Below are 12666 nucleotides of genomic sequence, written 5' to 3'. Positions count from 1 at the left end.
CCGCGTCACTCCTCCAGTCGGAAGCCGATCTTGAGCCCGACCTGGAAGTGCGCCACCTCGCCGTTCTCGACGTGCCCGCGAACGGAGGACACCTCGAACCAGTCGACTTGGCGCAGGGTCTGCGAAGCGCGCCGCACACCCTTGCGGACGGCGTCCTCAACGCTGTCCGCCGACGTGCCGACCACTTCGGTCACGCGGTACACGTTGTCACCCATGCTGCCCTCGCTTTCGGCGCGGCTTCGCGTGCCAGCCGGGGTACCCGCCGCGCCGGCACGGCAATCTTCGGGTCGCCGCGGTCTCGAGGGGGCTGCGGTCTCGAGGGGTGTGCGCGCCGGGAGGTGCGGGCACCACTGGGGGAGGGCACGAACGAACCGGGAAGGCACGAGTGAGCACGAACGCCATGGAGCGAACAGCGTTGCACCGCACGGCCGTACTCGACGTCGGGTCGTTCAGCGCGCGGCTCGTGGCCGTGGACCCGACGTGGTCGCTGTCCCGGCCTGCGGTGAACGAGCGGGCGAAGCTCAGGCTCGACCGCTCCTTCACGCCCTCGGGCTGCCTCGACCAAGCGGGGATCGACGCGATCGCCACAGCGGTGGCGAGCGCTCAGTCGACCGCCGCGCGGCATCGCATCGCTCGTGCCTTCCCGCTGGCCACCTCGAGCGTGCGGGACGCTTCCAACGCCGAGGCGGTGGTCAGCAGCGTCGCCGAGCGGACGGGCGTGACCCTTCGCTTCCTGTCCGGACGGGCCGAGGCCGAATTGGCCTACCGCGCGTGCCGCCGTTGGTTCGGTGCCGCGCGAGGCCGGTTGACGCTGGTGGACATCGGCGGCGGCACGTTGGAACTCGCCACCGGGGGCGGCGAGCAGGCCGAGGCCACGCACAGCGTCCCGCTCGGGGCTCGGGTGGTGAGCGGCTGGTTCAGCGCTGACACACCGCCCACCGAGGAGCTCGCGGATCTGCGCTGGCGGGCCTGCGAGCGTGCGCGCGAAGCGGTGGACGCGCTGGGCGCGCGGTGCGCCGACAGCACTGCAGTGGGCTGTTCGCAAACCCTGCGCCAACTCGCGCGGCTGAGCACCGCGGACCGCTCGGCGGACCGCGGGCGAACGCTGCGGCTGGGACTGGCGGAGCTGCAAGCGTGGATTCCCGCGCTCGCGCGGCTTCCCGCGGTGCAACGCGCGGAACTGCCGGCGATAACCGCCCACCGCGCGCGGCAGTCCCTGGGCGGAGCCGTGGCGGCGGAAGCGATCATGCTCGCCTGCGGCCAGAAGGAACTGCTGATCAGCCCGTGGTCGACCCGCGAGGGACTGCTCGCCCACCTCATGACGCAAACGCCCGCGCAGCTGCCGAAGATCGTTCCTGCTGCGGCTGACGACCCCGCGACCGCCGTTTAAGCGAGGGCTCGCCGGGTACGCCGGTGGCATGGCCCGTGAACAGCAACCGGAGGACGAGAATCCCGCCCCCGGACCCGATCCGGCGAGGACGCCCGGGCTGGACGACGGAGGTTCGGTTCCTCCCGGCGAGACGCCGCCGGAGGCCGCGTCGGCGAGTCGCGCCGTGTCCTACAACGAAGGGGCTTCCACCACCCGCCCCGCGAAGTGGTTGTGGATCGCGTTCATCGTGCTCATCGCCGCTCTGGTGGCTCTGTTCTTCGTGGCGATGGGCCTCGGCATCCTGAACGTCTAGCCGGCACCTCGCCGAGGCCGCCCTCGACCGGCGAAACGCTCGGCACGTCCTACTGGTTGGCGGCGGCCATGTGGCGGCGCATCGCGTGCTGCACCAGCGTGATGAGCGTCTGCTTGGTCGACTCCCGGTGCCGGGCGTCGCAGGTGACCAACGGCACGTCCGCGCCGATGGTCAGCGCTTCGCGCACGTCCTCCGCGCTGTGGTGCAGCTCGCCGTTGAACGTGTTCACCGCGACGATGTACGGCAGCCCGCGGTCCTCGAAGAAGTCGATCGAGGCGAACGCGTCGGCCAGCCGCCGCGTGTCCACGAGCACCACCGCGCCGATCGCACCGCGCACCAGGTCGTCCCACATGAACCAGAACCGGTGCTGCCCGGGCGTGCCGAACAGGTAGAGGATCAGGTCGGCGTCCAGGGACACGCGGCCGAAGTCCATCGCCACCGTGGTCGTCGACTTGCCCGGTGTGGCGGTGAGGTCGTCGACGCCGAGGCTGGCCTCGGTCATGATCGCTTCCGTCGTCAACGGGACGATCTCGGAGACCGAACCGACGAACGTCGTCTTCCCGACCCCGAATCCACCGGCGACCACGATCTTCGTGGACGTCTTCTGCGTGTCGGGCGATCCGGCCTGCGCCGCCCCCGACTGCTGCGGCGCCGACCGGGGATCAGAGCCTGCGAAGCCCACTGAGCACCCTTTCCAAGAAATCCAGGGACGGCTGGTCGCCGACGACCATGCCACCGTCATGAATCAGGACCAGGCCGAGACCGGCCATGTCGCCGATCAACACCCGCACGACCCCCAGCGGGAGCCGCAAGTGCGCCGAGACCTCGGCCACGGACCTGGCCTGCACGCACAGCTCGGAGATCGTCCGATGCTCGGGTTTGACCGGTGTGTTCTGCGCACGCCCGCGTTCACTGGTGGTGACCAGCGTCTCGATCGCGAGGTCGTAGTCGGTGCGGGTGCGCCCGCGCGTGCGCGCGTAGGGGCGCACGAGGGAACCGCCGCCGTCCTCCAGCTCCTCCGGACCCGGTTGGAACTCGTTCACCGCGGACATCGGGCCCGAACCGGTGCCGGGCTGGGAGACCTCGGGCGGCCCGCTCGATCCCGACTGCCCGAGCGGCATCATCGACTGGGACACCGACGGCATCGACACCGACGGCGGCCCCTGTCCGAAACCCTCGTCGAAGCCGGGGCCGGCCGCGGCGCCGTCGCCCGCACCAGGGCCGGAACCGAACAGGTCGGCTCCCGGACCGCCGAACAGCGACCGGCCGTAGGCGTCCACCTCGGAGTCGGAACCGCCGGATCCCACCCCGTCGGCGAAGTCGTCCTGCCACGAGTCCGCACCGAGCCGCTTGTGGTACAGGCGGAACAGGTCACCGTCCCAGCTGGGTTCGGAACCGCTGCTCACGACGAACTCCCTTCCGCGCGTCGCCGCCCGGCGTCACTGGCGCACCGTGCCCTGCAGCTGCGCCCGCAGTTCCGGCGTCAACTGCCGCCCGACGCGTTCCACCAGCAACGTCATCTCGTACGCGATCAGCCCGATGTCCGCGTTCGGCGCGGCCAGCACGGCCAGGCACGAGCCGTCGCTGATGGACATGAGGAACAGGTACCCCTGCTCCATCTCGACGACGGTCTGCGTGACCTCGCCGGCCTCGAAGCAGCGCGCGGCACCCTGCGTGAGGCTGACCAGGCCGGACGCCACCGCGGAGAGCTGTTCCGCGCGGTCCCGCGGCAGCCCCTGCGAGCCTGCGAGTAGCAGGCCGTCCGCGGAGACCACGACCGAGTGCGCGACGCCGGGGACGCGCCGCACGAAGTCGGTGATCAGCCAACTGAAGCTGTTGCTGCTCATCGGTTGCTGCACGGACCCGTTCACTCCTGCTCCTCGTGACGGCTAGGCGATTCGTCCGACGCCGAGTCGGTCTTCGAGTGCCGACCCCGCCGGATGCCCTGCTGGAAGTTGGACATCCGGCCACGTACGGCTTCGGCCGAGCGCGGCGTCGATGCTTCGGGCCGCACCTCGGACTGCGAGCGAGACTCGGCCGAACCGGGAACGAGGTTCGACTTGGGCACTCGCTTCGGCAAGCCCGCGGCGGTGGTTTGCTGCGGCTGCTGATTTTCCAGCAGCGCCTCGGCGGCCTTCCAACCGGCATCCGCGTGACCCCAACCCGGGTCGTCGCCGGCGGACCCGGCCGTCGGCTGCGACCCGGCCGCGGTCTCGTCCGCGGCCTCGTTCGCGGCCTCGTTCGCGGACGCTGAGGCGTTCGCGCCGGAAAGCCCCGGTGCGGGTTCCTCCGCCTCCGCTGCGTGGTTGCCCGGTTCCGGTGCGGCGCCCTCCGGTTCTGGGGCCGGAGCGGAACCCGTCACGTCCGAGGTGTTCGCATCCGGCCGGGGCGTGCTCGGATAGGCACCGAGCTGCTCACCGGCCTGCGGGACGGCGGGACCGTGCACACCGCCGGCCGCAGCACCGTTCGCGACCGGCTCGTCCTCGTCCGCGCTGTCAGTGCTGCCGCCCTGCGCAGCGGAGAGCATCGGCTCGTCCACATCGGACTCCCGGAACCACTGGGAGAGCACGGCCTCGTAGATCGGGAGCCGCTGCGTGGGCGCGTCGTCCCCGGCCGCGCCCTGCGGGGCGGCGCCGGATTCGCCCCGGCCCGCGGACCGGTCGGCCATCGGGTGCCCCTCGCGTCGCGGGGCACCCGGCGCGGCCGCGGACTCCGGCGCGGCTGCCCCCGGTTCGACGGCCCCCGGTTCGACGGCTTCCGGTCCGGCGGCCTGCTGTTCGGCCGTCCCCGAGTCGACGATCCCCGGCTCGGCGTCCTGCTCTTCGGCGGCCTGCGGATCGGCCGCGGGGAACCCGTCCTGCTCAGGGGCGTCCGCCGCCGGGACGCGCTCCAACTGCGTGGTCTTCTCGGCCTCGAAAGGATTGTTGAACAGATCGTTCGACGCGTCGGCCGGCACACCGCAGGTACCGCCGATGCCCTCCGGCAGGTCCTCGCTCGGCCACAGCGGGGCCTCGGCCGGAGCGCCGGTCGTGTCGGCGTTGCCGGCGGGTTCGGCCGCGGGCCACTCCGCCTCCCACGAGGGCACGTCGGTGGCACCGACCGGGGAGTCCGCCGTGTAGCGCACCGAGTAGTCGGCGGGCGCGGTCGCAGCGGCCCCGGCTTCGCCCCCCTCGGCTCCGGCCGGGTCGGTCCCGGTCGGTTCGGCCGCGGCCGGTCCGGTTCCGGAGGGATGCTGCTCCGCCGGCGCGGGCGACAGCGGAGGCAGCTCCCGCGCCTCGACGGCCGCGGTACCGCTCGGGTCCGCACCGTTGTTCTGCGGCAAGCCGCCCTGCGCGAACGCAGCGGCCAGTCCCAGGTGCGAGCCGGTGTCGGTGACCGAGTCGCGCTGGTCCGGACGCGGCATGTCCGGCATCGGCTTCGGCCCCTCGGAGGTGAGCTGGTAGACGTACTGGCCCGGCACCTGGACGGTGGCGGTGGCCCCGCCCTCCAGGTCCTCGTTGTTGGACAGGAACACCCCGATGTCGTTGCGCTGCGCCAACTGGCCGACCACGTACAGGCCCATCCGGCGGGAGGCCGCCACGTCGATCTCCGGCGGCCGCTGCAGCCGCTCGTTGATCTCCTCCAGGTCGTCCGGGTCGATGCCGACACCGCGGTCGCGGATCTCCACCACCAGCTGCTGGCGCCGGTAGACCGTGCGCACCGTCACCTCGGTCTCCGGGTTCGAGTAGACCGTGGCGTTCTCGAACAGCTCGGCTGCCAGGTGCACGAAGTCGTTGACCATGCGGCCCTGCAGTGCCAGGTCGGGCGCGTCGGCCACGGCGATGCGGGCGTACTGCTCGACCTCGGAGACGGCCGCGCCGAGGACCTCGTTGAACGGCACCGGGCGCACCATGCGGCGGGTGAGGTCGGTGCCGCCGAGGATGAGCAGGTTCTCGTTGTTCCGCCGCATCCGGGTCGCCAGGTGGTCCAGCTCGAACAGGCTGGCCAGCTGGTCCGGATCCTGCTCGTCCTGCTCCAGCTGGTCGATCAGCGACAGCTGGCGCTGGACCAGCGTCTGGCTGCGCCGGGCGAGGTTGACGAACAGGTCGTTGATGTTGGCGCGCAGCAGCGCCTGCTCCGAGGCCAGCCGCAGCGCCTGCTGGTGCACCGCGTCGAACGCGCGGGCGACCTGGCCGATCTCCTCGTGCGAGTGCACCGGGACCGGCGGCACGGAGGCGTTCTGCGAACCGGCCGGGCTGTCGTTGACCCGGGTGATCGCCTCCGGCAGCCGCTCCTGGGCGATGTCCAGCGCGCCGTAGCGCAGGGTGCGCAGCGGTTGCAGCATCGACCGCGCGATGTACGCGGCCACGCCGAAGGCGACCGCGAGCAGCAGCACCACGGCGACGGCGTCGCGGACGGCCGCCCAGCGCACCGAGCTGGTCAGGTCCGCGGCCCGGTCGTGGAACTCGGTCATCGCCTGCTGCTCGACCTGGCGCAGCAGGTCGGTGCGGGCGGTGGCCTGCGAGGACCACTCCCCGGCGTCGATGGTGACCGGGTCGCCCGCGTCGGAGGCGATGAGGGCGTTCTGCTCCATCTGCTCGCTGCGGTCGACGGGTTCACCGGCGACGGTGGCGTTGTAGCGCGCGAGCTGCTGGGGCGTGGCGGCGCTGGTGAACTCCCGCAGCGCCGCCTCGTACTGCGCCTTGGCCTGGCGGATGGAGTCGGCTTCACCGGCGCGGAACACGCCGCGCATGCTGGCGCCGGTCAGCAGCGACCGCTGCTGGGCGAGCTGCTCTTTCGCGCGGCCGAGCGCGTCCGCGGCTTGCGCGACGTCGTTGACCTCGGTGTCGGTGGCGGTGCGGGCGACGGTGCTGCCGACCCCGAGCACGCCGGAGAGGATGGAGTTGTAGGCGTTGACCGTCTGCGGGGTGGTGAATCCGCTGTTGACGGTGCTGCGCAGCGCTTCGAGGCTGCCGGAGCGGTTGGTGGCGCTGTCGTAGGCGTCGCGCACTTCGGGGGAGAACTCGTCCGCGGATCCGCCGACGGCCTCGAGCTGCCGCGTGGCCTGGTCGACGCGCTGCGCCTGCGCGTTGTAGTCCTGCTCGGCCGCGGGCGCGTCGGAGGTCGTGCGGATCACGGCGAGATCCCGCTCACGCTGCAGTTCGTGCGCGAGATCGGCGGAGCGCTGCGCGAGCTCGACCTCGGAGGTGAGCGCGCTGAGGCGCTGCGTCGCGGCGAGGCCGTCGTAGACGCGCACGCCGCCGACCCCGAGGGCGGCGATCGTGGGAACGAGCAGCACCGCCGCCATCTTCCACCACAGCCGCCAGTTGCGGAGCCGCCAGCGGCCGCCGCGATCGTCCATGGCCGAGGCGCCGGTCTCCGGCGTCGGGCGGGCTGCGGCATCGGGGTCGTTGTTGAGCATCCCTGTTTCCTGCGCTGGGGCGGACATGTGCGGCCCCGTCACGGCCATGTTCCTGTCCGTGCCGAGGTGGTGTTCGCGTGCACGGCGCGGGCCCGGCGGGTTCGCGAGCGCCCGATCCATACGGGACAGTCGGTCATTCCCGACATAGCGGCCACACTGCCGGCTTCAGCGGTCGGGGTACTGACGGTAGGACCGTCTCCGCCAGTCCTACCAGCACGTCGAAAGACCCCGAACGCCCGTCCCACCAGGCGTGCCATCACGCTCCTCGCGCACACTTCGCAGTTCCCCGAAAACAGGGGCGGACCACCTCGACGGAGGGCACTATACTTAACCAGGAGTCACAAGTCAGCGCCCTCGCTCGAACTTTGTCACTCGGGCGGGTGTGTTGATCTCAATCCGCATTCACGGTGTGACGCCAGCCTCGCTGTACCTTGTCGTTGAAGCTTGAACCATCTAGAGTACGTGCGCTGCACCCTGCCTACCTCCCCCCTGCGGCGCACGCGCGCGTGCCGCCCGGGGAAATCGCAGGTGAATCAGGGGTGTCCGCAGGAGACCTCAGCCAGCTGACCGTCCACAACGGGCACGCTGGACAGGCCCTGCCGGGTTTCCACCCCGCCGGGTGCACTGGCCACAACGCAGCGTCGCACGGACGCACAGCCGCACACGGACACGGCAGCAGTCGGCGAGCAGCCACGGACATCTTGCCCAAGGAGGACCACACATGCGCTCCGGCCAGAGCAGCGCCATCCCGCGACGCAACCTGTTCAGACTCGCCGGAACAGCGGCGACGGCGTCCGCGCTGCTGTCAGCCACCGGCTGCGGCCTGCTCGGCGGCTCGGAAGGCGCCACCACCAGCAACGACAAGGTGGAGAAGGCGAACCTGAAACTCGGCGCGCTGCCCACCACCGAGGTCGCCCCGCTGCACCTGGCCAAGGAGCGCGGGCACTTCGACGCCGAAGGCCTGACCGAGGTCGAGATCATCAACGCCTCCGACGGCTCGGCTGCGCTCAACAGCACGATCGGCGGGGATTACGACATTTCGTTCTCCAGCTACATGCCGGTTTTCAAGGCGCAGTCCGAAGGAGCCGCCGATCTGCGGATCGTCTCCGACTGCGCCTCGTTGTCTCCGCAAACAACGCAGATCATGGCCGCGCCCGATGCGGGAATCGAATCCCCGCAGGACCTGGCCGGAGCGCGCATCGCGATCAGCGGGCCGGGGACGATTTCCGAGCTGCTCGCCAAGGCCGCCCTGCAAACGCGCAACGTCGACTTCTCCGGCGTGGAATGGGCGCCGCTCGGATTCGCCAACATGCCCAGCGCGCTGGCGCAGAACAGCATCGACGCGGGCATCCTCACCGAGCCGTTCATCACGCTCGCCGCGCGCGACGCCAACGCCCAGCAGATCATCGACGTGGGCACCGGTCCGCTGGAGAGCTTCCCGATGGGCTGCTACGTGGCCACCGCGCAGTTCGCCAAGGACAACCCGCGCACGGTGCAGGCCTTCCAGCGCGCGATGCTGCGGTCCACGATGGAGGCCCAGGACCGCTCCAACGTCGAGCCGCTGCTGCCGCAGTACGCCAAGATCGAGCCGGAGACCGCGAAGATCATCGGACTGCTCGACTACGAGTCGCGTGCCGACCCGCGGCGCATCGCGCGCGTGCCGCGCCTCATGCGCCAGTTCGGGTACCTGAACGAGGAAATCGACGTCTCCAAGCTGATCATCGACCAGCCGAAGAACTGAGAATGCGCAAAACGCTGCGCGGGGGCGCCGGACTGGTCGTCTTCCTCGTCCTCTGGGAGATCATCAGCCGCTCCGGCGCGTTCCCCCGCGAATACCTGCCACCGCCGTCCACCGTGTTCAGCCAGCTGTTCGGGCTGCTCGGCGACCAGTCGTTCCTGCTGGACGTCATCGCCACCATCCTCAACTGGCTGATCGCGCTCGGCCTCGCCTCCGGCATCGCCGTCGTCCTCGGCCTGCTGCTGGGCAGCCTGCCGCGGGTGCGCATGGCGACGCGCGCGGTCGTGGAATTCCTCCGGCCGATCCCGTCCGTGGCGCTGATCCCGCTGGCCATGGTGCTCATCGGATCCGGACCGGAAACCAAGATCACGCTGGCGGTGTACACGGCGATCTGGCCGATCCTGTTCAACACGATCTACGCGCTGTCCGAGATCGAGCCGCTGCACCTGGACACGGCCCGGTCCTTCGGCCTCGGCCGCGGCCAGATCCTCGCCCGGGTCGCCCTGCCGAACGCGGCGCCGTTCGTGCTGACCGGGATCCGCACCTCCGCTGCCGTGGCGCTGATCACCGTGGTCAGCACCGAGTTCCTCGCCGGCGGCAGCAGCGGACTCGGTACGTTCGTGCTCGACGCCAGCACCGGCGCCGGGCGGATGGACCTCGTGCTCGCCGGAACGCTGGTGGCCGGCTTCATCGGCTTCGTCAGCAACGCGGCGCTGGAACAGCTGCACAAACGCGGACTGCGGTGGAGCACGACGGAACCGGAGGGTGCCCGATGAGCGAACGCACGAGCACGGCCGTGCGGAACGGCTCCACCGCACCGGCCCGCGCCCGCCGCGCCCCCTCGGCACCGGAGGAGATGTCGGCCGGCTCCCGCTACCTGCACGGCTGGCTGGTCTTCCTCGGCCTCCTCATCGCGTGGGAAGTGGCCACCCGGTTGGCAGGCAGCGCGTTCTTCCCGCCGCCGACGGCGATCCTCGCCGCCGCGCGCGAGCAGTGGTTGAGCGGACCGGCCGCCGCGCTGTTCCTCACCGACACGGCGATCAACGACGTCCTCGGCAGCCTCGGCCGGATCGCGCTGGGCTGGATCAGCGCCACGGTCATCGGCATCGGCCTGGGCACGCTGCTCGGCCGGTCGCGCACGGCCATGGACTACGTCGGGCCGCTGATGGCGTTCGTCCGAGCCGTGCCGCCACCGGTGCTGGTCCCCGTGTTCATCGTGCTGCTCGGGCTCGGGGTGACGATGCAGACCACCGTCATCGTCTTCGGCATCGTGTGGCCGATCCTGCTCAACACGGTCGACGGCGTGCAGTCCATCGACCAGATCAAAGTGGACACAGCTCGGTCGTTCCGCCTCCCGCGCGGGCAGTGGATCTTCGGAGTCGTGCTGCCCGCAGCAGCGCCGAAGATCTTCGCCGGGCTGCGCGTGAGCATGGCGCTGGCCCTGGTGCTCATGGTGATCTCCGAACTCGTCGGATCCACCAACGGCATCGGCTACCAGCTGATGTTCCGCCAGCAGGCCTACGACTTCCCCGGCATGTGGGCGGGAATCGTCCTGCTCGGGGTGCTCGGGTACGTGCTCAACACCCTGCTGCTGGCCGTGGAGCGGCGGGCCCTCAACTGGAAAACCGCGTAGTTGTCCGACACCGACGAGGAAAGCTGGCTTGAGCCGATGAGTGACGAGCGCATGCTGGAGGTCTCCCAGCTCGGCCACCGCTACGGCGGTGCGAACGGGCAGCTGGCCATCGACGAGCTCACGTTCGACGTGAGCCCCGGGGAACTCGCCTGCATCGTCGGCCCGTCCGGTTGCGGCAAATCGACCCTGCTGCGCACGGTGTCCGGACTGCTGCGGCCCAGCCACGGCGACGTCCGGCTGCACGGCGATCCCGTCGACGGCGTGCCGAGCGACCTGGCGGTCGTGTTCCAGGACTACAGCCGCTCGCTGTTCCCCTGGCTGTCCGTGCAGTCCAATGTGGAATTCCCGCTGCGGGCGCGCGGCATGTCCAAGGCGCAGCGCCGCGAGCGCGCCGCGGAAGTGCTCGACTGGGTCGGGCTCGGCGGTTCCGGCAGGAAGTACCCGTGGCAGCTCTCCGGCGGCATGCAGCAACGCGTGTCCATCGCGCGCGCACTGGCCTGCCGGCCCGCCCTGCTGCTCATGGACGAACCCTTCGCCTCGGTGGACGCGCAGACGCGGTTCGAGCTGGAGGACCTGCTGCTGCGCACGCGCAAGCAGTTCGACAGCACCGTGCTGCTCGTGACGCACGACATCGACGAGGCCGTCTACCTCTCCGACCGCGTGTTCGTACTCTCCCAAGCTCCGGCGACCGTCGTCGCGGACCTGCCGGTGGATCTCGGTTCCGAGCGCGATCAGATCGCCACCCGCGAGTCCGAGGACTTCGTGCGCCTGCGCGGTGAAGTGGCCCGGCTGCTGAAGTCCAAGGACAGCCTCAGCTCGCACGTCTGACGGGGAACGCGGCACCGCGGTCCGGCCTCCCCCATCCACTCGACCGGGGCCCCACGTTCATCCACTCGACCGGGGCCCCACGTTCGGGTCCGCCCAATCCAGCGACCCAAGCCCGGCTCCCCACCCGATTCCACTGGTCAGACCGCACTCGAGCCCCGCCGCCTGGTGGACATTTCTCGAGAAACGTCCACCAGGCGGCCGCGATCTCACAGTCGCCGATCACCCGATCAGATGCCCGCTTTGGTGGCGGTGGCCCTGCACGGACCGGGCAACGCCCGTCAGCTCGCCACCGCTGCCAGGAAGGTGTCGCGGAGGTGACTGGTGGTGTGTTGGGCCCAGAGCGCGTGCAGCGGCACGAAGATCGGGGGCTGCAGGTCGAGCACGCGGACTCGCCCACCCGCGGCGGGACCGGGCGGCGTGGTCACGAAGGCGACGTGGTCGGTGCCGAGCACGGCGGTAACCGGCGGCGTGCCTTGAACGGGGGTGCGGTGGACGCTCGGCTCGAAACCCGCCTGGCGGCAGTGCTCGACGAGCAGGTCGGTGTAGCCGGAGCGGCCCGGAGTCCCCCAGACCACGATGGACTCCGCAGCGAGCTCGGCGAGCTGGACCTCGTCCCGGTCGGCGAGGTGGTGCTCGGCGGTCATCGCGAGGCGCAGGCGCTGGTGGGTCAAGGTGCTGCGCGCCAACCCGCGTTCGGGAGTCATCGCCCGGCACAGCCCGAGGTCCAGGTCACCGGCGAGCAACTGGTCCGTGAGCTCGTGCGGATAGCGCTGGTTGACCTGCGGCGACAGGCCGGAACGAGTGTCGTGCACCTGCCGCAGCAGGATGCTGATCTCGTCGCCGGTGACGGCCGGTGTGTGGCCGATGCGCAAGATCTCGGTCTCACCGCGACCGATGCGGCGAGCGCGCTGCACCGCGGACCGAGCCACACCGTGCAGCACGCGAGCGTCGTCGAGCAGCGCCCGCCCCGCGGGCAGCACCACCAACGTGTTGCCGCTGCGCTGCAACAAGGACACGCCGACTTCGCGTTCCAGGGTCCGGACCGAGGTCGACAGCGCCTGCTGGGACAGGTGCAACCGGGCGGCAGCACGGGTGAAGCTGCCTTCCTCGACCACAGCGATGAGGTGGTCGAGCTTGTGCAGGTCCACCGCCATGTCACGCCCCGCCTTCCCCGTGGTGTGCTGCTGCCGTCCCCGCGGGAACCCACCTCGCCACCTGCGTTGCCACGGCCAACGCGGCCGTGGTCGCGAGGGTGGCCGGCCCGACGAACAGCTCGATCGGCGCGACCTCCGAACGCCCGGTCCCCTCCGGCCGCACCAGGCGGGGCCGCGTCGACTGCTGAGGGCGCTGCGCCCCGGGATTCCGGATCACGACTTCCTTCCCG

General features: G+C 70.9%; 13 protein-coding genes. 6 read left to right on the top strand and 7 right to left on the bottom strand.

What is annotated here, in order from left to right; genetic code table 11:
- Nucleotides 1–5 precede the first annotated feature (5 nt).
- Nucleotides 6–215 (bottom strand): dodecin, encoded by a 210-nt coding sequence (locus tag ACVGV2_RS02265; protein WP_459164385.1) that lies wholly within the window; start codon nucleotides 213–215, stop codon nucleotides 6–8.
- Between the two features lie 170 nt (nucleotides 216–385).
- Here ACVGV2_RS02265 and ACVGV2_RS02260 point away from each other — a divergent pair, with 170 nt between their 5' ends.
- Nucleotides 386–1390, top strand: a complete 1005-nt coding sequence (locus tag ACVGV2_RS02260; protein WP_459164384.1) for a Ppx/GppA phosphatase family protein — start codon at nucleotides 386–388, stop codon at nucleotides 1388–1390.
- A gap of 28 nt (nucleotides 1391–1418) precedes the next feature.
- A complete protein-coding gene (locus tag ACVGV2_RS02255; protein WP_459164383.1) occupies nucleotides 1419–1682 on the top strand; it encodes a DUF6480 family protein in 264 nt (87 codons plus the stop codon).
- 49 nt (nucleotides 1683–1731) lie between these two features.
- Here ACVGV2_RS02255 and ACVGV2_RS02250 read toward each other — a convergent pair whose 3' ends face one another.
- Genes ACVGV2_RS02250 through ACVGV2_RS02235 form a run of 4 tightly spaced genes read right to left on the bottom strand, consistent with a single transcriptional unit; the run spans nucleotide 1732 to nucleotide 7083 of the window.
- Nucleotides 1732–2364, bottom strand: a complete 633-nt coding sequence (locus ACVGV2_RS02250; protein WP_459164382.1) for a GTP-binding protein — start codon at nucleotides 2362–2364, stop codon at nucleotides 1732–1734.
- A complete protein-coding gene (locus tag ACVGV2_RS02245) occupies nucleotides 2345–3088 on the bottom strand; it encodes a DUF742 domain-containing protein (protein ID WP_459164381.1) in 744 nt (247 codons plus the stop codon). Before ACVGV2_RS02245 ends, ACVGV2_RS02250 begins: the two co-directional genes overlap by 20 nt.
- Nucleotides 3089–3121: 33 nt before the next feature.
- Nucleotides 3122–3529, bottom strand: coding sequence for a roadblock/LC7 domain-containing protein (locus ACVGV2_RS02240; protein WP_459165841.1), 408 nt, complete (start codon nucleotides 3527–3529; stop codon nucleotides 3122–3124).
- 20 nt (nucleotides 3530–3549) lie between these two features.
- Nucleotides 3550–7083, bottom strand: coding sequence for a sensor histidine kinase (locus ACVGV2_RS02235; protein WP_459164380.1), 3534 nt, complete (start codon nucleotides 7081–7083; stop codon nucleotides 3550–3552).
- Nucleotides 7084–7804: 721 nt separating this feature from the next.
- Between ACVGV2_RS02235 and ACVGV2_RS02230 the strand changes: the two genes are divergently transcribed.
- The 4 genes from ACVGV2_RS02230 (at nucleotide 7805) to ACVGV2_RS02215 (ending at nucleotide 11282) form a co-directional block, all read left to right on the top strand.
- Nucleotides 7805–8824 carry an ABC transporter substrate-binding protein gene (locus ACVGV2_RS02230; protein ID WP_459164379.1) on the top strand — a complete coding sequence of 340 codons (1020 nt, stop codon included), beginning with the start codon at nucleotides 7805–7807 and terminating at the stop codon, nucleotides 8822–8824.
- A 2-nt stretch (nucleotides 8825–8826) separates the two neighbouring features.
- Nucleotides 8827–9597 carry an ABC transporter permease gene (locus tag ACVGV2_RS02225; protein ID WP_459164378.1) on the top strand — a complete coding sequence of 257 codons (771 nt, stop codon included), beginning with the start codon at nucleotides 8827–8829 and terminating at the stop codon, nucleotides 9595–9597.
- Between the two features lie 80 nt (nucleotides 9598–9677).
- Nucleotides 9678–10454: an ABC transporter permease gene (locus ACVGV2_RS02220; protein ID WP_459165840.1), complete on the top strand. Its 777-nt coding sequence runs from the start codon at nucleotides 9678–9680 to the stop codon at nucleotides 10452–10454.
- Between the two features lie 36 nt (nucleotides 10455–10490).
- Nucleotides 10491–11282, top strand: coding sequence for an ABC transporter ATP-binding protein (locus tag ACVGV2_RS02215; RefSeq protein WP_459164377.1), 792 nt, complete (start codon nucleotides 10491–10493; stop codon nucleotides 11280–11282).
- 278 nt (nucleotides 11283–11560) lie between these two features.
- Here the strand turns inward: ACVGV2_RS02215 and ACVGV2_RS02210 are convergent, their stop codons facing one another.
- Entirely contained in the window at nucleotides 11561–12436 is an 876-nt protein-coding gene (locus ACVGV2_RS02210) for a LysR family transcriptional regulator (protein ID WP_459164376.1), read from the bottom strand.
- Nucleotide 12437: 1 nt separating this feature from the next.
- Complete coding sequence (locus ACVGV2_RS02205; protein WP_459164375.1) at nucleotides 12438–12653, bottom strand: hypothetical protein; 216 nt, start codon at nucleotides 12651–12653, stop codon at nucleotides 12438–12440.
- Nucleotides 12654–12666 lie beyond the last annotated feature (13 nt).

The organism is Bounagaea algeriensis, from assembly GCF_054491375.1.
This window is presented reverse-complemented; position numbering and strand designations above follow the sequence as displayed.

Excerpts from the sequence above, each read along its gene's own strand:
- ACVGV2_RS02265 (WP_459164385.1), bottom strand. The coding sequence starts at position 215 with ATGGGTGACAACGTGTACCGCGTGACCGAAGTGGTCGGCACGTCGGCG.
- ACVGV2_RS02255 (WP_459164383.1), top strand. The coding sequence starts at position 1,419 with ATGGCCCGTGAACAGCAACCGGAGGACGAGAATCCCGCCCCCGGACCC.
- ACVGV2_RS02240 (WP_459165841.1), bottom strand. The coding sequence starts at position 3,529 with ATGAGCAGCAACAGCTTCAGTTGGCTGATCACCGACTTCGTGCGGCGC.
- ACVGV2_RS02235 (WP_459164380.1), bottom strand. The coding sequence starts at position 7,083 with ATGCTCAACAACGACCCCGATGCCGCAGCCCGCCCGACGCCGGAGACC.
- ACVGV2_RS02230 (WP_459164379.1), top strand. The coding sequence starts at position 7,805 with ATGCGCTCCGGCCAGAGCAGCGCCATCCCGCGACGCAACCTGTTCAGA.
- ACVGV2_RS02225 (WP_459164378.1), top strand. The coding sequence starts at position 8,827 with ATGCGCAAAACGCTGCGCGGGGGCGCCGGACTGGTCGTCTTCCTCGTC.
- ACVGV2_RS02220 (WP_459165840.1), top strand. The coding sequence starts at position 9,678 with ATGTCGGCCGGCTCCCGCTACCTGCACGGCTGGCTGGTCTTCCTCGGC.
- ACVGV2_RS02215 (WP_459164377.1), top strand. The coding sequence starts at position 10,491 with ATGAGTGACGAGCGCATGCTGGAGGTCTCCCAGCTCGGCCACCGCTAC.
- ACVGV2_RS02210 (WP_459164376.1), bottom strand. The coding sequence starts at position 12,436 with ATGGCGGTGGACCTGCACAAGCTCGACCACCTCATCGCTGTGGTCGAG.